The 17,063-nt window shown below is 70.9% G+C and carries 14 protein-coding genes; 6 read left to right on the top strand and 8 right to left on the bottom strand.

Annotation, left to right across the window (positions count from 1 at the left end; genetic code table 11):
* Positions 1-8: 8 nt before the first annotated feature.
* Positions 9-1,019, bottom strand: a complete 1,011-nt coding sequence (locus JL475_RS21180; protein ID WP_202279383.1) for a DUF3048 domain-containing protein — start codon at positions 1,017-1,019, stop codon at positions 9-11.
* A gap of 257 nt (positions 1,020-1,276) precedes the next feature.
* On the opposite strand from JL475_RS21180, the gene JL475_RS21175 reads away from it, so the two are divergent.
* Positions 1,277-2,467, top strand: coding sequence for a zinc-dependent alcohol dehydrogenase (locus JL475_RS21175; RefSeq protein ID WP_202279382.1), 1,191 nt, complete (start codon positions 1,277-1,279; stop codon positions 2,465-2,467).
* Positions 2,468-2,574: 107 nt separating this feature from the next.
* Here the strand turns inward: JL475_RS21175 and JL475_RS21170 are convergent, their stop codons facing one another.
* Positions 2,575-4,728: a family 16 glycoside hydrolase gene (locus JL475_RS21170; RefSeq protein ID WP_202279443.1), complete on the bottom strand. Its 2,154-nt coding sequence runs from the start codon at positions 4,726-4,728 to the stop codon at positions 2,575-2,577.
* A 44-nt stretch (positions 4,729-4,772) separates the two neighbouring features.
* A complete protein-coding gene (locus JL475_RS21165; RefSeq protein ID WP_307825124.1) occupies positions 4,773-7,202 on the bottom strand; it encodes a ThuA domain-containing protein in 2,430 nt (809 codons plus the stop codon).
* Here JL475_RS21165 and JL475_RS40140 point away from each other — a divergent pair.
* The 4 genes from JL475_RS40140 (at position 7,108) to JL475_RS21150 (ending at position 10,043) form a co-directional block, all read left to right on the top strand.
* Entirely contained in the window at positions 7,108-7,302 is a 195-nt protein-coding gene (locus tag JL475_RS40140) for a hypothetical protein (RefSeq protein WP_237407818.1), read from the top strand. The genes JL475_RS21165 and JL475_RS40140 overlap by 95 nt on opposite strands.
* 249 nt (positions 7,303-7,551) lie before the next feature.
* Positions 7,552-8,535: a multicopper oxidase domain-containing protein gene (locus JL475_RS21160; protein ID WP_202279380.1), complete on the top strand. Its 984-nt coding sequence runs from the start codon at positions 7,552-7,554 to the stop codon at positions 8,533-8,535.
* Between the two features lie 83 nt (positions 8,536-8,618).
* Entirely contained in the window at positions 8,619-9,659 is a 1,041-nt protein-coding gene (locus JL475_RS21155; RefSeq protein WP_202279379.1) for a LacI family DNA-binding transcriptional regulator, read from the top strand.
* A gap of 138 nt (positions 9,660-9,797) precedes the next feature.
* A complete protein-coding gene (locus JL475_RS21150; RefSeq protein ID WP_202279378.1) occupies positions 9,798-10,043 on the top strand; it encodes a WhiB family transcriptional regulator in 246 nt (81 codons plus the stop codon).
* Positions 10,044-10,123: 80 nt separating this feature from the next.
* Here the strand turns inward: JL475_RS21150 and JL475_RS21145 are convergent, their stop codons facing one another.
* From JL475_RS21145 to JL475_RS21125, 5 genes are all read right to left on the bottom strand, one after another.
* A complete protein-coding gene (locus JL475_RS21145) occupies positions 10,124-11,098 on the bottom strand; it encodes an acyl-ACP desaturase (protein ID WP_202279377.1) in 975 nt (324 codons plus the stop codon).
* 190 nt (positions 11,099-11,288) lie between these two features.
* Positions 11,289-12,065, bottom strand: a complete 777-nt coding sequence (ddaH, locus tag JL475_RS21140; protein ID WP_202279376.1) for a dimethylargininase — start codon at positions 12,063-12,065, stop codon at positions 11,289-11,291.
* A gap of 210 nt (positions 12,066-12,275) precedes the next feature.
* Positions 12,276-13,892 (bottom strand): ABC-F family ATP-binding cassette domain-containing protein, encoded by a 1,617-nt coding sequence (locus JL475_RS21135; protein ID WP_202279375.1) that lies wholly within the window; start codon positions 13,890-13,892, stop codon positions 12,276-12,278.
* 288 nt (positions 13,893-14,180) lie between these two features.
* A complete protein-coding gene (locus JL475_RS21130) occupies positions 14,181-15,410 on the bottom strand; it encodes a GDSL-type esterase/lipase family protein (protein WP_202279374.1) in 1,230 nt (409 codons plus the stop codon).
* Positions 15,411-15,500: 90 nt separating this feature from the next.
* Entirely contained in the window at positions 15,501-15,917 is a 417-nt protein-coding gene (locus JL475_RS21125; protein ID WP_202279373.1) for an SsgA family sporulation/cell division regulator, read from the bottom strand.
* Between the two features lie 234 nt (positions 15,918-16,151).
* Here JL475_RS21125 and JL475_RS21120 point away from each other — a divergent pair, with 234 nt between their 5' ends.
* On the top strand, positions 16,152-16,868 hold the full coding sequence (locus tag JL475_RS21120; RefSeq protein WP_202279372.1) for an endonuclease V: 717 nt from the start codon (positions 16,152-16,154) through the stop codon (positions 16,866-16,868).
* Positions 16,869-17,063 lie beyond the last annotated feature (195 nt).

Genomic DNA, 17,063 nt, shown 5'->3' with positions numbered 1-17,063 from the left:
CGCGCTGATCAGGGGGCCTTCGCGTAGACCACCCACACCTGCCCCCGCGCGAAGTTCACCGGAGCGCCGTCGTTCGTCGTGAACGAGGTGCCGTCCGTGGCGTCCGGCCTGCTCCAGCGGACCTCATGGGCGCGCCCGTCGCGCAGCACGGTGGCCTTTCCGGAGCCCACCGTCTCGGTGTACGGCGTGTTGTTGCCGAGGTGGTCGCGGTAGTCGGAGGGGCGGACGGTCACGTACTGCACGACGACGGTCGCGGGCGCCAGCCGTTCGCCCCGCGGAGTGACCGCGGGATCGCCGTCCATCGAGACCAGCCAGCGGTCGCGGGCGTCGGACCAGGTGAAGGCGAAGCGGGTCGCCGGATAGCGCACCGTGTGCGTGGCCTCGGGTGTGCCGCCCGGGGGCGGCGGACCGTGGTGGAAGCCGGTGGTCAGTGCGGACCGGCCGGGCGGGTCGTCCAGGAGCCGCCGGGGGTGGAGGTAGAGGTTGTGCGGGGAGGACCGGTCGGCGGCCCGGCCGTAGACGCCCGCCTCGGAGCCGGGTGTCCCCGGGGTCAGGGCCTCCAGTGGAGCCTCGTCGATCAGCGGCAGCAGTCTGCTCTGCGCCCCGGAGAACGCCAGGATCGGCCGGTCGAACTGGCGCAGCAGCTCCAGATCGGCCTCCCGGGCGCTGCGCACCGGCCCCACGGACTCGGGCAGCCGGGTGGCGTAGACCGTCATCAGCCGGCTCAGCCCGCCCTCGACCTGCTCGACGTACACCACGTCCGCCGCGTCCAGGCCCGTCTGCGGCCGGGCCACGGGAGCGTTGTCGAGCTTCACGGCGAGCACCGGAGGGCTGCCGGTCCCGTCCGGCCGCGGCTCGAGCGGCGACGGCCAGGGCTCTCCGCGGCCGTCGTCGACCGGGCTGTCCGAGGCCGTGCAGCCGGCCGCCAGACCGGCCGTCAGGAACACCGCCAGCAGTGCTCTCGCCGTTGCCGTGCGCCGTGTGCGTGCCGCGCGTCGTGTGCGCGTCCCTCGTCCCATGCCCACCGTCGCCACCCTGCCTGCCCTGAATCATCAGTTGTCTTGATTGTGCGCTTTTCTGATCGTCCGTGGCCATAGTCGATCAGCGGTGGTCCCGCGCGGTGGCTTCCGCCGATCGGCCCAGTGGCGCGCGGTTCGGCACGGGCCGCTCGGGTACTCGGGACCCCGCACGAAGAAGGCACGAAGAAGCCATGAAGGAGCCACGAAGAAACACCGTGGCAACGGCACACCGGCCACCACGAAGGGAGCGGGCGGCGATGAGGGCAGTGACCTGGCAGGGAAGGCGGGACGTGAGGGTGGAGAACGTGCCCGATCCCCGGATCGAGGAACCCACGGACGCCGTCATCCGGATCACCTCCACCGGCCTGTGCGGCTCCGACCTGCATCTGTACGAGGTGCTCACCCCGTTCATGACCCCGGGCGACATCCTCGGCCACGAGCCGATGGGCATCGTCGAGGAGGTCGGCGCCGCCGTGCCGGACCTCCAGGCGGGCGACCGGGTCGTGGTGCCGTTCCAGATCGCCTGCGGCAACTGCTGGATGTGCCTCACCGGCCTGCCCACCCAGTGCGAGACCACTCAGGTCAGCGCCGAGGGCATGGGCGCGGCCCTGTTCGGCTACACCCGCCTCTACGGCGCGGTGCCGGGCGGCCAGGCCGAGTACCTGCGGGTCCCGCAGGCCCAGTACGGCCCCATCAAGGTCCCCCAGGGACCGCCCGACGACCGGTTCGTCTACCTCTCCGACGTGCTGCCCACCGCCTGGCAGGCGGTCGCCTACGCCGACGTCCCGAAGGGCGGCAGCATCGCCGTGCTCGGCCTCGGTCCCATCGGCGACATGGCCTGCAGGATCGCCCGGCTCAAGGGAGCCGACCGGGTCTTCGGCGTGGACCTGGTCCCGGAACGCCTGCGCCGGGCGCACGACCGGGGCGTGGAGACCTTCGACCTGCGCTCCTTCGACGACGAGAAGGAACTCGTCACCGCCATCCGCGACCGGACCGACGGCCGCGGTCCCGACGCCGTGATCGACGCCGTCGGCACCGAGGCGCACGGCAGCGCGGCGGCCCGCATGGTGCAGAACGCCTCCGCGCTGCTGCCCCGCAAGCTGAGCGGTCCCCTGGCGGAACGCTTCAGCGTCGACCGCCTCGCCGCCCTCCACACCGCGATCGAACTCGTGCGGCGCGGCGGCACCATCTCGATCACCGGCGTCTACGGCGGCATGGCCGACCCGATGCCCATGCTCACCCTGTTCGACAAGCAGATCCAGATGCGCATGGGGCAGGCGAACGTACGCCACTGGAGCGACGAGATCATCCCCCACCTCACGGACGACGACCCTCTCGGCGTCGAGGACTTCGCCACCCACCGCGTACCGCTGTCGGACGCGCCCCGGGCCTACGAGATGTTCCAGCACAAGCAGGACGGCGCGGTCAAGGTGCTCATGCAGCCGTGAGGTCCGGGCCGGGCCGGGAAGCCGCGGGTCTGCGGCTTCCCGGCCCGCTGTCGGCCGGGTTCGGCTCGGATCAGCCCGACCCGGCTGGGTTTCCGGTCAGTGCCGTCTCAGGGTAGTTCCTTGATCCGGACGTCCCGGTACGAGACCACGTCGGTGGTGCCGTGGACCTGGAGTCCGATGTAGCCGGAGGCGAACCGCCGCCCGTCCGTGCCCGGGTCGTCCGAGCGCGGCGGGGTGAAGTCCTGGCCACCGGTGTTGTCGAACTCGTTGATCAGCACACCGTTGCGGTAGACCGAGTAGTGCTGGTCCACCACGCGGATCTCGTAGTCGTTCCAGGTGCCCTTCTGCGTCACGCCCGCACCGGCCAGGCCCACCCGGTCGAAGCCGTAGACCGAGCCCGTCTTGTACATGTCGCCGGTGGGGGAGTCGAACGCCTGTACCTCGTGCCCGTACTTGATGGCGACCCACTCCGGCCGCGTCTCCTCCGGATGGTCGTGCACCTGCGGGAACCGCACGAACACACCGGAGTTGGCGTTGCCGGTGCCCGGCGCGTCGTCCCGCCACTGCAGCTTCAGCGAGAAGTCGCCGTACTTGCGCTCGGGGAACCACAGCATGCCGAGTCCGGCCCTGGTGGTGCCGGAGGTGATCGACCCGTCCGGGTTCAGAGCGAACGAACCCCCGCCCACCTGCTGCCACTCGGCGAATGACTCCGCACTGCCGTCGAGGATCGTGCGGTAGCCCTCGGTCCGGCCCGGCGTGCCGATCCCGGACTGGCGGGCCGCCTGGTTGATCGCCCGGTACTCCCGCCGGTCGACGACTCCTTCCTTCTCGAGCTTGTCCAGCACGCCCTTGACGTGCTTCAGGAACAGCGCGTGGGACGTCCACTCCTTCTCGTCCTCGATCAACTCGCCGATCCGGCAGCGGTTGTCGGTGACCCGGTTGGGCACACCCGAGTCGACCTCGCCGACGAACACCGTCAGCCGCTCGTCGAACTCCGGGCAGGGCGGCGGGGGGACCTGGCCCGACACGACCGTGAAGCTCACCGTGAGCGGGGCGGAGGTGTTGCCCGCCCTGTCGCTCGCCCGGTACGCCAGGGTGTGCCTGCCCGCCCGGTCGACGACCACGGGCGCCGTGTACGCCAGGTAGGGCCCGCCGTCGAGCGAGTACTCGATGCCGGCGACGCCGGAACCGTGCCCGTCGGTGGCGCTGACGGTCACCTTCGCGCTGCCGACGTACGCCCCGTTCGAGTTCTTCGAACCCTCGACGGTCACACCGGTCACCGGCGGGGTGGTGTCCTGCGGGGGCGCGGAGACGACGGTGAACGTGACGCTCTTCGCGGCCGCCGCGTTGCCCGCCTTGTCCGTGGCGCGGTAGCGCACGGTGTGCGTGCCCACCTGATGCACCATCACCGGGCCGGTGTACGGCTGCCAGGCGCCGGAACCGATCGCGTACTCGATGGTGTTGACCCCGGAGCCCGTGTCGGAGGCGGTGACGGTGACGGTCGCCATGTCGATGTACGAGCCGTCGGCGTTCTTCGCACCGTCCACCGTCGCCGAGGTCTCCGGTGCGGTGGTGTCGTCCGTCGGCGGGGCGACGACGGTGAACCCGACGCTCCGCTCCGCCGAGACGTTGCCCGCCTTGTCCAGGGCGCGGTAGCGCACCGTGTGCGTACCGACCTGGTCGACGACGACCGGCGCGGTGTACGGCTGCCAGGCGCCGTCGGTGCCGATCGCGTACTCGATCCGGTCCACGCCCGAGCCCACGTCGGTCGCCGTGACGGCGACACTCGCCGAACCGACGTAGGCGCCCTCGGCGTTCTGCGTGCCGGTCACCTCCGCACTCGCCTCGGGTGCCGTGGTGTCCTCACCGCTGCCCTCGGTCACCACCAGGATGCCCTGCATCTGACCGTGGCCGGGGATCGTGCAGTGGTAGAAGTAGCGGCCCGGGGTGAGGGTGACCTCGGCGGTGTACCGGCCTTTCTGGGCGTCGTTGGGGTTGGCCAGGATGTTGAGCTGGACGTCGTCGTTGAACTCGGGGTCCGAGGTGACGAACGTCAACGTGTGCGGCATGCCGGTGGTGTTGCCGGTGGCCACGCTGTTCTCGAAGACGATCGTCGCCGGTCCGGCCACCGCGGTCGCCGGTGCCGAGAGGTACTTGTCGATGTCGTTGCCCGCGGTCCAGGTGAGCACCTGGTCCGCCGCCCTGGCCCCGGGGGCCTCGGTGTCGTCGGCCGCAGAGACGGTCTGCAGCCCGAGCATCATGAGCAGGGCGGCCAACAGGGCGGCCCATGTCCTGCGTTGCCGTATCACTCGGTCCCCCTCGCCAGCTGACCGGCGGCCGGGGTCGGGCCGCCGCCCGTGTAGGTGACCCGCCACAGGGCGGACTTGGCGTCCGAGGTGAAGAAGCCGCGGCCGTAGTCGAGGACGTACAGCGCGCCGTCCGGACCGAACTTCCAGTCCATCAGGTTCTTGATGCCGTCGTTTCCGATCGGCACGATCTTCTTCAGGGACTCCGAGTGCACCGGCAGTCCGCCGTCGCCCTGCGTCTTCGGGTTCATGAGCACCGCGTTGCGCGGCTGGTCGGCGTCGTAGAAGTCGCCGACGAACCACTTGCCGTCCCAGTAGGCCGGCCATTTGGTGTCACTGCCGCTCGCCTCGTCGAAGCGGTAGACGGGCCCGTTCATCGCGGCCTGCCCGCCGCCCTTGAGCCAGGGCAGCTTGTAGGTGGTCTCGTCCTGCTTGTAGGAGGGGACGCCGTTCTGGTCCCGGGGGAAGACCGGGCCGCCGCCCTGCGGCGAGTACCAGATGTTGTTGCCGGTCACCGGCGGCAGGTCGACCAGGCCGTCGTTGTTCGGCGACTCGTTCTTCGGGCGGTCGCAGTCGTACCAGCCCAGCGGCTGGGACGGATCGGGCAGATTGCGGTCCCGGTAGGGCTGTTTGTCGCCCATGCAGTACGGCCAGCCGCGGTTGGACGCCTTGGTGATCGCGGCGAATGTGTCGTACTTGGCCGGGCCCCAGGTCGTCGACGGCTGCCCCGCGTCCGGACCGACCCAGCCGGCGTAGAGCACGTCGGTCACCGGGTCGACGAAGATGCGCGCCGGGTTGCGCACACCCATCACATAGATCTCGCCGCGCGTCTTGCCGCCGCCCTCGGCGCTCTCCTTGCCGGTGAACAGATTGCCCTCGGGGAGCGTGTACGTCCCGTCCGGCTCCGGGTGGATGCGCAGGATCTTGCCGTTGAGGTTGTTGGTGTTGCCGGCCGTGCGGCGCGCGTCCGCGAAGGAGACGCCCTTGAAGTTCGGCTCGGGGTTGTTGCCCGAGTAACCGCCGCTGAAGCCACTGGAGTTGTTGTCACCGGTGGCGATGTACAGGTTGCCCTCGGAGTCCCAGGCCAGCCCGCCGCCCGCATGGCAGCAACTGTGGATCTGTACCGGCCAGTCGAGCAGCACCTTCTCACTGCGCAGGTCCAGCCTGCCGGTGGACTCGTCGAACGTGAAGCGGGAGACCCGGCGGTCGGCCATGCGCTTGACGCGGTCGATCTCCGAGTGGGGGGTGTAGTGCAGGTACACCCACCCGTTCCGCTCGAACGCCGGGTCCAGTTCGATGCCGAGCAGCCCCTCCTCGACCTTGACCAGTTCGTCGCCGCCGCCCTTGTTCCCGAAGACGGTGAGCGCGCCGGCCAGGGTGACCTTTCCGGTCTTCGGGTCGTAGACGTGGATCTCGCCCTTGCCCTTGCCGATGTCGGGGTCGTTCCAGTCGGTGGTCACCGGCTGGGAGGAGTCGGCGCCGCCGCGGCCGATGTAGAAGACGCGGCCGTCGGGGGCGGTGACCAGTCCGTGCGGCTCGCCGATCTGGTCGTTCTGGCCCGGCTGGTTGGGCCGGGTGAGCCGTTCCGCCCTGTAGTTGCCGTTGATCGTCGCCTTGCAGTCCGCCTGGACGAGCCGCGTGGTCCACAGCAGGGCGCCGCGCAGATGGTCACGGAAGTCGGTCTCGTCGTACGACGACACCGTGCCGCCCATCCCGGTGTAGAAGGACCGGCCGCCGTCGTAGTCGCGGCACCAGCTCACCGGGTGGTCCGCGCCGTTGGCGCTCGCTCCGGGCTGGTAGGTCGACTCGCGGACCCTGGCCACGGTGTGCACCTCGCCGGACGGGTTCTTCGTCCAGTTCAGCCACTTGTCGGGCCGTTTCCACTCCTGCGGCAGGCTCTTGGTCGCCGGATGCCGCCGGTCGCCGACCTCGACGGTCGCGCGCTGGACGCCCGCCGGGCCGGACACGGCCGGACGGGCGCCGATGAGACCGGTGAACCAGTCCGAGTACGGCTCCGCGCGGGCCGCGTCATGAATGCCGACGAACCCGCCGCCGGCCTCCATGTAGGCCTCCAGGCCCGCTTCCTGGGCCGGGTCGAGGACGTCCCCGCCGCCGGTGAGGAACACGATCGCGTTGAAGCGGCCCAGCCTCTTGTCGTTGGTGAAGACCGAGGCGTCGTCCGTCGCGGTGACCTCGAACCGCTGGTTCGCGGGGCCGGACAGCCCGATCTTCTCGATCGCCTCGATCCCGGCGTTCACCACCGGCGACTCGTCCCCGGCCGCGGCGGAACCGTGGAAGAGCAGCACCCGTACGTCCGCGCCGCCCGGAGGCGACTTGATCGACATCGTTGTCAGGGCCGGGTCGTCGTCCGGACGAGCACTGGCGGCGGGCCCCGACAGCAGTCCGGCGGCGACGACTGAGGCGGTGATGGTCGCCGCCCACGCCCTTCGCCCCGCTCCGGTCCTTCTCGCGCTTCTGGTGCTTCTGGTGTTTCTTGTGCTCAACCCCTTTAAGCGCATGGGTTCTTGATGCGACGTGAACCGCATGTGGCCACCCACCCCTCTTCGGTCGCAGCGACAGCGTCAAGGAAGCTAGACCTCTTTGCGCCACACGCCAATACCTATGGCCGCAATGAAACGAACTTTGTCCTGAGTGTGGATAAACGAGAGGGCGGCCGGTACGGTTTTCCAGGTTCATGACAGCGACATCGCAGCCATTGTGCTCACGTCTCTCACAGATCCGCACCATCAAGTCCCTTACCAGTGGGGAGAGTTCGGCATGCAAAGACGCGACTTCAACCGGCGGGTGCTGTTGGGCGGCGCGGTCGTCGCGACATCGATGTCCCTGGGGCCCGAGGCGGTCGGCGCCGCCACGCCGGCGAAGACCGCGCCCGCCGGCGGCGAGGTGAGGCGCATCAAGCTGTACGCCGAGCGACTGGACGGCGGAGGGATGGGCTACGGCCTGGAGAAGGGCAAGGCGTCCGTCCCCGGCCCCCTGATCGAGCTCAACGAAGGCGACACGCTGCACATCGAGTTCGAGAACACCATGGACGTGCCGGTGAGCCTGCACGTCCACGGCCTGGACTACGAGATCTCCAGCGACGGCACCAAGATGAACCGCAGCGACGTCGCACCCGGTGACACCCGCACCTACACCTGGCGCACCCACAAGCCCGGACGGCGCCCGGACGGCACCTGGCGGTCCGGCAGCGCCGGCTACTGGCACTACCACGACCACGTCGTGGGCACGGAACACGGCACCGGCGGCATCCGCAACGGCCTGTACGGCCCGGTGATCGTGCGGCGCAAGGGAGACGTCCTGCCGGACCGGACGCACACGATCGTCTTCAACGACATGACGATCAACAACAGGCCCGCCCACACCGGCCCCGACTTCGAGGCCACCGTCGGCGACCGTGTCGAGATCGTCATGATCACGCACGGCGAGTACTACCACACCTTCCACATGCACGGTCACCGCTGGGCCGACAACCGGACCGGCATGCTCACCGGCCCCGACGACCCGAGCCAGGTCATCGACAACAAGATCGTGGGCCCGGCGGACTCCTTCGGCTTCCAGATCATCGCGGGGGAGGGGGTGGGGGCGGGCGCCTGGATGTACCACTGCCACGTCCAGAGCCACTCCGACATGGGGATGACCGGGATGTTCCTGGCGAAGAAGCCGGACGGCACGATCCCCGGCCACGACCCGCACGAACACGGCCACGGGCCGGCGGGGGAGGGCGAGGCGCACGAGCACTGACGGGCGGCACCCGCGAGAGCGCTCTCACCTCTGCCGCGACCGGGGCTATCCTGATCCGCAGCCGCAGGTGAGGAGCCGCCGACGTGACCGAGACAGTGCCGCGCCCCACGCTGGAGGCCGTGGCCGCGCGGGCCGGGGTCTCGCGGGCCACCGTCTCCCGCGTGGTCAACGGCGCCGACGGCGTCACCGAACCCCTGGCCGAGCGGGTCCGGCAGGCGGTGGACGAACTCGGCTACGTGCCCAACCAGGCAGCCCGCAGCCTGGTGACCAACCGCCACGACGCCATCGCCGTCATCGTCGCCGAACCGGAGAGCCGCGTCTTCGCCGACCCCTTCTTCGCCCGCCAGCTGCGCGGCATCAGCAAGGAGCTGACGGCACACGACAACCAGCTCGTGCTGCTGCTCACCGAGGGCCGTGCCGACCACGCCCGGGTCGCCCGCTACCTGGCCGGCGGCCATGTCGACGGCGCGCTGGTGTTCTCGCTCCACCTCGACGACCCGCTGCCCGAACTGATCCAGCGCGCGGGCGTCCCGACGGTGTTCGGCGGCCGGCCCGGCTGGTCCGGCGGCGGGGACGGCGTCGCGTACGTCGACAGCGACAACCGGGGCGGCGCCCGCGACGCCGTGCGTCACCTGCTCGGCCTCGGCCGCAGCCGGGTCGCGCACATCACCGGCGCCCTGGACCAGACCTCGGCGGTGGACCGGCTGGACGGCTTCCGGGACGCCGTGGTCGACGCCGACCCGCGGCTCGTGGTGGAGGGCGACTTCACCGTGGCCGGCGGTGAGCGGGCGATGCGGGAACTCCTGGAGCGCTGCCCCGGCCTGGACGCGGTGTTCGCCGCCAACGACCTCACGGCGGCGGGCGCGCTGCGGGTGCTGCGCGAGCACGGGCGGCGGGTGCCGGACGACGTGGCGGTGGTCGGCTTCGACGACATGCTGCCGTTCGCCGAGCAGACCGACCCCCCGCTGACCACGGTCCGCCAGGACATCCTGGAGATGGGCCGGCTGATGGCCCGTCTCCTCCTGCGCGGACTCGACCGCACCGCCCGCACGCACGACACCGTCGAAGGCGACCCCGCCGGCGTGATCCTCCCGACGACGCTGGTACGCCGCGCCTCCGCGTGACATGTCTCCGCGCGCCGCCGTGCGTTCCGGCGTCCGCGCGGGCATCGTGCGGTGGCCGGGGGAGGCAGGCGGTCCTCGGTGTGGCGCGTTGATCCGGCGTTGAGCGAACGTTTTTCGATGGTCGGCACGCTTTCGGCCATGCACATCGACACCATCGCGCCGCCCGAACTCGCCTGGCAACAGGAGGCCCTGTGCGCGCAGACCGGAGGCGACTTCTTCTTCCCCGAGCCCGGCAGCTCGGTGCGTGAGGCCAAACGGATCTGCGGTCTGTGCCCCATCCGCGCCACCTGCCTCGACTACGCCCTGGCCAACGACATGCGCTTCGGCGTCTGGGGCGGGCTGTCGGAGAAGGAACGGCTGGAGCTGCGGCGTACGCCTCACTAGTCCCTGCCGAGGCACCAGCGGGAACGGCGGGCCGCCCGGTCTGCCCGGGCGGCCCGCCGTCGTCTGCGGGGAGCGCGGGGTCAGCCGGCCGCGCGCGCAGCCATCCGGGCCTTGCGCGCGGCGAGCTTCTCGTCGAACTTCGCAGCCTCGGAGTCCAGACCGCCGAGGAACATCCCGAGCTCCTCCTGGGCCTGACGGCCCTCGGCGCCCAGCCCGTCGATCTCCATGACCTTCAGGTGGCGGATCACCGGCATGAGCACGTCGTCGTGGTGGATGCGCAGGTTGTAGACCTCGCCGATCGCCATCTGCGCCGCCGCCCGCTCGAAGCCGGGAATGCCGTGCCCGGGCATCCGGAAGTTCACGACGACGTCCCGCACCGCCTGCATCGTGAGGTCGGGGGCGAGCTCGAAGGCCGCCTTGAGCAGGTTGCGGTAGAAGACCATGTGAAGGTTCTCGTCGGTCGCGATGCGGGCCAGCATCCGGTCGCAGACCGGGTCACCGGACTGGTGGCCGGTGTTGCGGTGCGAGATGCGGGTGGCCAGCTCCTGGAACGCGACGTAGGCGATCGAGTGCAGCATCGAGTGGCGGTTGTCCGACTCGAAGCCCTCGCTCATGTGGGACATGCGGAACTGCTCGAGCTGGTCCGGGTCCACCGCCCGCGAGGCGAGCAGGTAGTCCCGCATCACGATGCCGTGCCGGCCCTCCTCCGCGGTCCAGCGGTGCACCCAGGTGCCCCAGGCGCCCTCCCGGCCGAACAGCGTGGCGATCTCGTGGTGGTAGCTCGGGAGGTTGTCCTCGGTCAGCAGGTTCACCACCAGGGCGATCCGGCCGACCTCGGTGACCTTGGACTGCTCCTTCTCCCATGCCTCGCCGTCCTCGAAGAAGCCGGGGAAGTTGCGGGCGTCGCTGAACGGCACGTACTCGTGCGGCATCCAGTCCTTGGCGACCTTCAGGTGTCGGTTGAGCTCCTTCTCGACCACTTCCTCCAGTGCGTACAACAGCCGGGCGTCGGTCCACACGGCCGGGCTGCCGAGGTGGGGAGAAGTGATCGACATGGGGTACTCCAGGGGGGACGGGGACAGGCAGGGATCATCGGCGGGCGGCGCCGGCAACCTACGGGATCGTAGGCTACGAAACCGTAGGTTACGAAACCGTAGGTTAAGGGCCCTGTAAAGGCCGCAGATCAGAGGGGGGGGCTCCGCGTGCCGATCAGGGGCCGTACGGGGGAGGGAAGGGGGGCACCCGTCAGGCGTACAGGTCCCGGAGCCGGACCGAGAGACAGGTGACGCAGCCCTCGAGTTTCTCGAACTCCCCGATGTCCACGGGCACCGGCACGTAGCCGAGGTCCGCGAACAGCTCCGCGGTCTTCGGCGCGCTCGCCGCCATCAGCAGCCGGTCCCCGCCGAGCAGCACCACGTGCGCACCGGACTCCTCCGGCACCGGCAGGAAACGGGGGAACAGCGACGGCGCGTCCAGGTTCGGGATGTGGCCGACGACCGTCCCGTCCGGCAGTGCCGTCACCGCCGACTTCAGATGCAGCACCCTGCTCACCGGCACGGCGACGACCCGGGCACCCAGCGGTTCGAACGTCGCCCGGAGCTGCTGGATCCCGGCCGCGTTCGTCCTCCCGCTCCGGCCCACGTACACGGTGCCGCCGATCTTGAGCACGTCCCCGCCGTCCAGGGTGCCCGGCTCCCAGATCCAGTTCACCGAACAGCCCAGCGCGGCCACGGCCTCCTCGACCCCGACGGTCTCCGCGCGCCGGGACTCGGCACCGGACCGGGCGATCAGGGCCACGTTCCGGTACATGACGACCGTGTCCTCGACGAACACGGAGTCGGGGCAGTCGTCGGCCGGGTCCACCTCGACCGTCTCCCAGCCGTGGCCGCGCAGCGCCTCGGTGTACGCCTCCCACTGCTCCACCGCGCGGTCGACGTCGACGCCCTCCCGCTCGATGTGTGTCACCAGCCCTTCGGCCAGTCGGGGGCCGGGACGGCGGACGAGGGCCTTCTTGCTGGACACGGGCGTGACTCCGGATCGGACGGGGCGGTCTGGCACCGTCGCCGAGGGCGCCGGTGGGCCGGCCGGTCTGCCGCGGATGACGGCGCAGCCATCATGCAGGGAGAAGCCGGTCGGGGCCACCCCTGGCGACGATGAGATCCACCACCGGTAACCGGCCGGGCCGTTCTGGTCCGTGCCGCCCTGGTCCGTGCCGGTGGAGGGTCGGGCCGGTCAGCCGACGGCGTCCGGTGTGGTCTCCCTCAGTTCTCCCTCCTCCAGCAGCAGCCAGCGCGTGATCCCGACCGACTTCAGGAACGGCAGGTCGTGGCTGGCCACGATCAGCGCCCCCTCGTAGGACTCCAGAGCCGTGATGAGCCGGCGGACGCTCGCGATGTCGAGGTTGTTGGTCGGCTCGTCCAGCATCAGCAGCTGGGGCGCGGGCTCGGCCAGCATCAGCGCGGCCAGCGCCGCCCGGAAACGCTCGCCGCCGGAGAGCGTCAGCGCCTTCTGGTCGGCGCGGGCGCCCCGGAACAGGAAGCGGGCGAGCCTCGCCCGGATCCGGTTGTCGGTGGCATCCGGCGCGAAGCGGGCCACGTTCTCGGCGACGCTGAGCTCTCCGTCGAGGACATCGAGCCGTTGCGGCAGGAACCGCAGCGGGACCTGTGCCGTCGCCTCGCCGGACACCGGCGGGAGCTCGCCCGCGACGGTGCGCAGCAGCGTCGTCTTGCCCGCGCCGTTGCGTCCGATCAGCGCGACCCGCTCGGGGCCCCGCAGCTCGAAGTGGCCCTCCACCCGGGCGCCGTACGCGAGTTCCAGACCCTTGAGGGTGAGGACGGTGCGCCCCGGTGGTACGGCGGTGTGCGGCAGGTCGACACGGATCTCGTCGTCGTCCCGTACGGCCTCCACCGCCTCGTCGAGTCGCTCCCTGGCTCCGGCGAGCTTCTCCTCGTGCATGATGCGGTGCTTGCCCGCGGACTCCTGTGCCGCGCGCTTGCGGGCGCCCATCACGATCTTCGGTTCGCGTTTGCTGTCCCACATCTTCTGCCCGTACCGCTTGCGGCGGGCCAATTTGACCTGGGCGTCCGCCAGTTCGCGCTTCTGCTTGCGCAGGTCCGACTCGGCGACCCGCACCATGCGTTCGGCCGCCTCCTGTTCGACCGCGAGTGCCTCCTGGTAGGCCGAGTAGTTGCCGCCGTACCAGGTGACCTCTCCGGAGCGCAGATCGGCGACCTGGTCGACCAGTTCCAGGAGTTCGCGGTCGTGGCTGACCACGACCATGAGGCCCGGCCAGTCCTCGACGGCCGTGTACAGCCGTCTGCGTGCGTACAGGTCGAGATTGTTGGTGGGTTCGTCGAGCAGCAGTACGTCGGGCCGGCCCAGCAGCAGTGCGGCCAGCCGCAGCAGCACCGACTCGCCGCCCGAGACCTCGCCGATGGTGCGGTCCAACCCGATGTGTCCGAGGCCGAGTTCACCGAGGGCGGCCAGGGCGCGTTCCTCCACGTCCCAGTCGTCGCCGACGGTCTCGAAGTGCGCCTCGGCCACGTCGCCCGCCTCGATGGCGTGCAGTGCGGCGCGCTGCGCGGCGATGCCGAGCGCGTCGTCGACCCTCAGCGCGGTGTCGAGCGTCACGTTCTGCGGCAGGTAGCCCACCTCGCCGGCGACGCGTACGGCGCCGTCGGCCGGCCGGAGTTCACCGGCGATGAGCTTCAGCAGGGTTGATTTTCCTGACCCGTTGACGCCGATGAGTCCGGTCCGGCCGGGACCGAAGGCGGCGTCGAGGCCCTCGAAGACGGGGGTGCCGTCGGGCCAGGTGAAGGACAGGGAGGTGCAGGTGATGGATGCGGGCATACGGGCCTCCGCGCGGTTGCGTGATGCGGTCGGGTGCGAACGCGTATCGAGACACCGCGGGACGGCAGGCCGGGCGGGAGGGTCCGGGCATGGGAAAAGCCCTGTTCCGCCAAGGACGGCTCGTACGCCGAGGTCGCACGCGACGTGCACACCACACAGGTGTGACGCGGTGTCTCAGGACCTCAGACGAGCAACGTCCTTCTCCGATCGACGGCAACAGAAGCGCTATGAACCGTACGAGGGGCCCGATTCGCTGTCAACGCGATTTCGGAACGGCGGCCAGGCGGCTCATCCGGTGAACGGCCCGCCGTCGCCGAAGGCCAGCTTCGCGAAGCGCTCGCCGATGCGGCGGTGCGTGGCGGCGTCCGGGTGCAGCGCGTCGGGCAGCGGCAGCTCGGCGTGGTCCGCCTCGCCGTAGAGCTCGCGACCGTCCAGATAGTGCAGGTTCGGGTCGTCGGCGGCCCGCTGCTCCACCAGCCGGGCCAGCTCCTCCCGGATGACGTTGAGGGTGAGCTTGCCGGCGGCCCGTTCCTCGGGGTTCCCCATGGCCGCGAACCGGAGCCGGCCCTCGCCGATGGTGCTGAAGTCGGGGACGCTCGGGCCCGGGGTGTCCTCGTGGAGGGGGCACAGGATCGGTGAGACGACCAGCAGCGGCGTCGTCGGACGGCCGTCGCGGATGGTGTCGAGGAAGCCGTGCACCGCCGGTACGAAGGCACGCAGCCGCAGCAGATCGGCGTTGACCAGATTGATCCCGATCTTGACACTGATCAGGTCCGCGGGGGTGTCCCGCATCGCCCGCGCGGTGAACGGGTCGAGCAGCGCGCTGCCGCTCAGCCCCAGATTGACCAGGTCCACCCCGCCGAGGGAGGCGGCCAGCGCCGGCCAGGTGGTGGTCGGGCTCGCGGCGTCGGACCCGTGGCTGATCGAGCTGCCGTGGTGCAGCCACACCCTGCGGTCCCCACCGGCCACCGGCTCCACGGGGGCGTCGGTGCGCAGGGCGACCAGCTGGGTCATCTCGTTGTGGGGGAGCCAGATCTCGACGCGCTTGTCCCGGTCCGGCAGCCCGGTGAAGCGGGCGGTGCCGACGGGGCCCGGCCGCAGGTCGGCGGAGCCCGTGGCCATGTCCACCAGCATGACGTTCCCACCGGTGACCTCGGCCTGCCCGGCCGGTTCGCCGTCGATCAGCAGGTCGTAGAGGACGTCCGGACGGGGCGGGGCGCCCTCGTAGGCCATCTTGGTGCGGAGCGCGTCCAGCTCGACGGCGGTGGCCCGGGTGCGGAACACCAGCCGGACGCCGGACGGTTGCGCCTCCGCCATGTTCAGCTGACCGTCGGCACCCTGCGCGCGGGCCCGGGCGGGCAACCGGTGCGGCTGCACTCCCCGCGCGGTCCGCTCCAGTTCGAGCGCGCCGCGCAGCAGTTCCTCGGTGAGCGGGGTGGTGATCCAGCCCTCCGCCGGGGGTGCCGGTGTGGAGTCGGGGGAGGGGTCGCGGAGGTCGCGGGGGACAGAGGTACTCATGATCGCAGGCTGTCAACCGGGTGGGCGGTCCGCAAACGCATTTCCGGGCCCGGGCGCCCGCCGGGTGCCCGGCTCGCCCCGCGCCGTGGCTCAGCAGGCGTCGCGGATCAGTTCCGCGAGGTCGTGGTCCAGGTCGAGTTGAAGGTGCTCCAGACCGACCGGCACGAGTTCGCCGGCGGCCTCGAGGAATCTGCGGATCTCGCCCGAGCGGACATGGACGACGGCGGTTCCCTCGGGCGCGTGGAACTCCAGCACCGTCCGGTCGTAGCCGTACGGCCGCACCCGTACGTCGCCGTGGCCCTCGGGTTCGTGCAGCCCCGCGGAGAGCAGTTCGCGGGCGAAGGTCCAGCAGACCTCGACGCCCTCCAGGGTGGCGGGGGCGGGGAAGGTCATACGCACGGCGAACGGGTCGCTCCGGTCGTAGTGCAAAGTGGCGGGAATGCTGGGCATCCGCGGCGCGGCGGCGACGAGCCGGGCTTCGACGGGCTGCTCGATGACGGTGGACAACGCCTTGCTCCCTCGTGACGGCTGAACGACGGCTGAACGGCTTCCGGGCGGATGGGGCGGCCTACTCAAAGAGACGACGGAATCAGCCGATCCGTGCCCACCGGAACAGAGTGACCTCTGTCACCGCTTTCATGTGTCCGAGTGGCCGAAGTCTCCCGGCAGGTGGTATATGCGGCTGGCGCGGCACCCCGCACCACCGCGAAAAGCCCCCGGGCCCGTAAGCTCGTCGCCACCATGACGAACGTACGCATCCCCGCGGACTGGCCCACGACCGAGGAGCAGGCCCGCGCGGTCCAGGACGCACTGCGCGGGCGGGTGGTGCTCGACGAGCCCGGCCCGCCGCCCGGAACGGGCCGTGTCACCGGGGTGGACGTGGCGTACGACGACGAGCGGGACCTCGTCGCGGCGGCGGCCGTGGTCCTGGACGCGGGCAGCCTGGAGGTCGTGGCCGAGGCCACGGCCGTCGGCCGGATCTCCTTCCCGTACGTTCCGGGCCTGCTGGCCTTCCGGGAGATCCCCACCGTCCTGGCCGCCCTCGACGCCCTGCCGTGCCCGCCGGGACTGGTCGTCTGCGACGGCTACGGACTTGCCCACCCCCGCCGCTTCGGCCTCGCCAGCCACCTCGGGGTGCTCACCGGACTGCCGACGATCGGCGTCGCCAAGAACCCCTTCACCTTCACTTTCACGACCCCGGCGGCCCCGCGCGGCAGCACGGCTCCGCTGCTCGCCGGGGCCGAGGAGGTCGGCCTGGCCCTGCGCACCCGGGACGCCGTCAAACCGGTCTTCGTCTCGGTCGGCCACCGCGTGACCCTCGCCGACGCCCGCGCCCACACCCTCGCGCTGACCCCCGCGTACCGCCTCCCGGAAACCACCCGCAGAGCGGACGCCCTGTGCCGCCGGGCCCTGCGGGAGGCGGGAAGCACGGGGGAGGCGGCGGGCGCCGACGCTTAGGGCCTGCCCGGCGGATCCTGCCGCAGACGCGGGGTCCGGCACGCACTCCCCCAAGCTCTTCGAGCAGGGGCCCCAGCCGCGTTGTCGTCACTCGCCGACTCCCCCGAGCTCTCGACGAGCTCGAGCAGGGGGACCCCACCGCGTCGACTCCCTCCTCCGCCTTGCAGCTGCACGCTCCCCCACTCTCGGCTTCTC

Source organism: Streptomyces sp. M2CJ-2, assembly GCF_016757295.1.
GTDB lineage: Bacteria > Actinomycetota > Actinomycetes > Streptomycetales > Streptomycetaceae > Streptomyces.
Note: the sequence above shows the minus strand (reverse complement) of the source record. Positions and strands in the feature narration are given on the sequence as shown.

Coding starts and splice junctions, on each gene's coding strand:
- JL475_RS21170 (WP_202279443.1), bottom strand. CDS start 4,728: ATGATGCTCGGGCTGCAGACCGTCTCTGCGGCCGACGACACCGAGGCC.
- JL475_RS21150 (WP_202279378.1), top strand. CDS start 9,798: ATGCACATCGACACCATCGCGCCGCCCGAACTCGCCTGGCAACAGGAG.
- JL475_RS21175 (WP_202279382.1), top strand. CDS start 1,277: ATGAGGGCAGTGACCTGGCAGGGAAGGCGGGACGTGAGGGTGGAGAAC.
- JL475_RS21145 (WP_202279377.1), bottom strand. CDS start 11,098: ATGTCGATCACTTCTCCCCACCTCGGCAGCCCGGCCGTGTGGACCGAC.
- JL475_RS21160 (WP_202279380.1), top strand. CDS start 7,552: ATGCAAAGACGCGACTTCAACCGGCGGGTGCTGTTGGGCGGCGCGGTC.
- JL475_RS21135 (WP_202279375.1), bottom strand. CDS start 13,892: ATGCCCGCATCCATCACCTGCACCTCCCTGTCCTTCACCTGGCCCGAC.
- JL475_RS21120 (WP_202279372.1), top strand. CDS start 16,152: ATGACGAACGTACGCATCCCCGCGGACTGGCCCACGACCGAGGAGCAG.
- JL475_RS21180 (WP_202279383.1), bottom strand. CDS start 1,019: ATGGGACGAGGGACGCGCACACGACGCGCGGCACGCACACGGCGCACG.
- JL475_RS21130 (WP_202279374.1), bottom strand. CDS start 15,410: ATGAGTACCTCTGTCCCCCGCGACCTCCGCGACCCCTCCCCCGACTCC.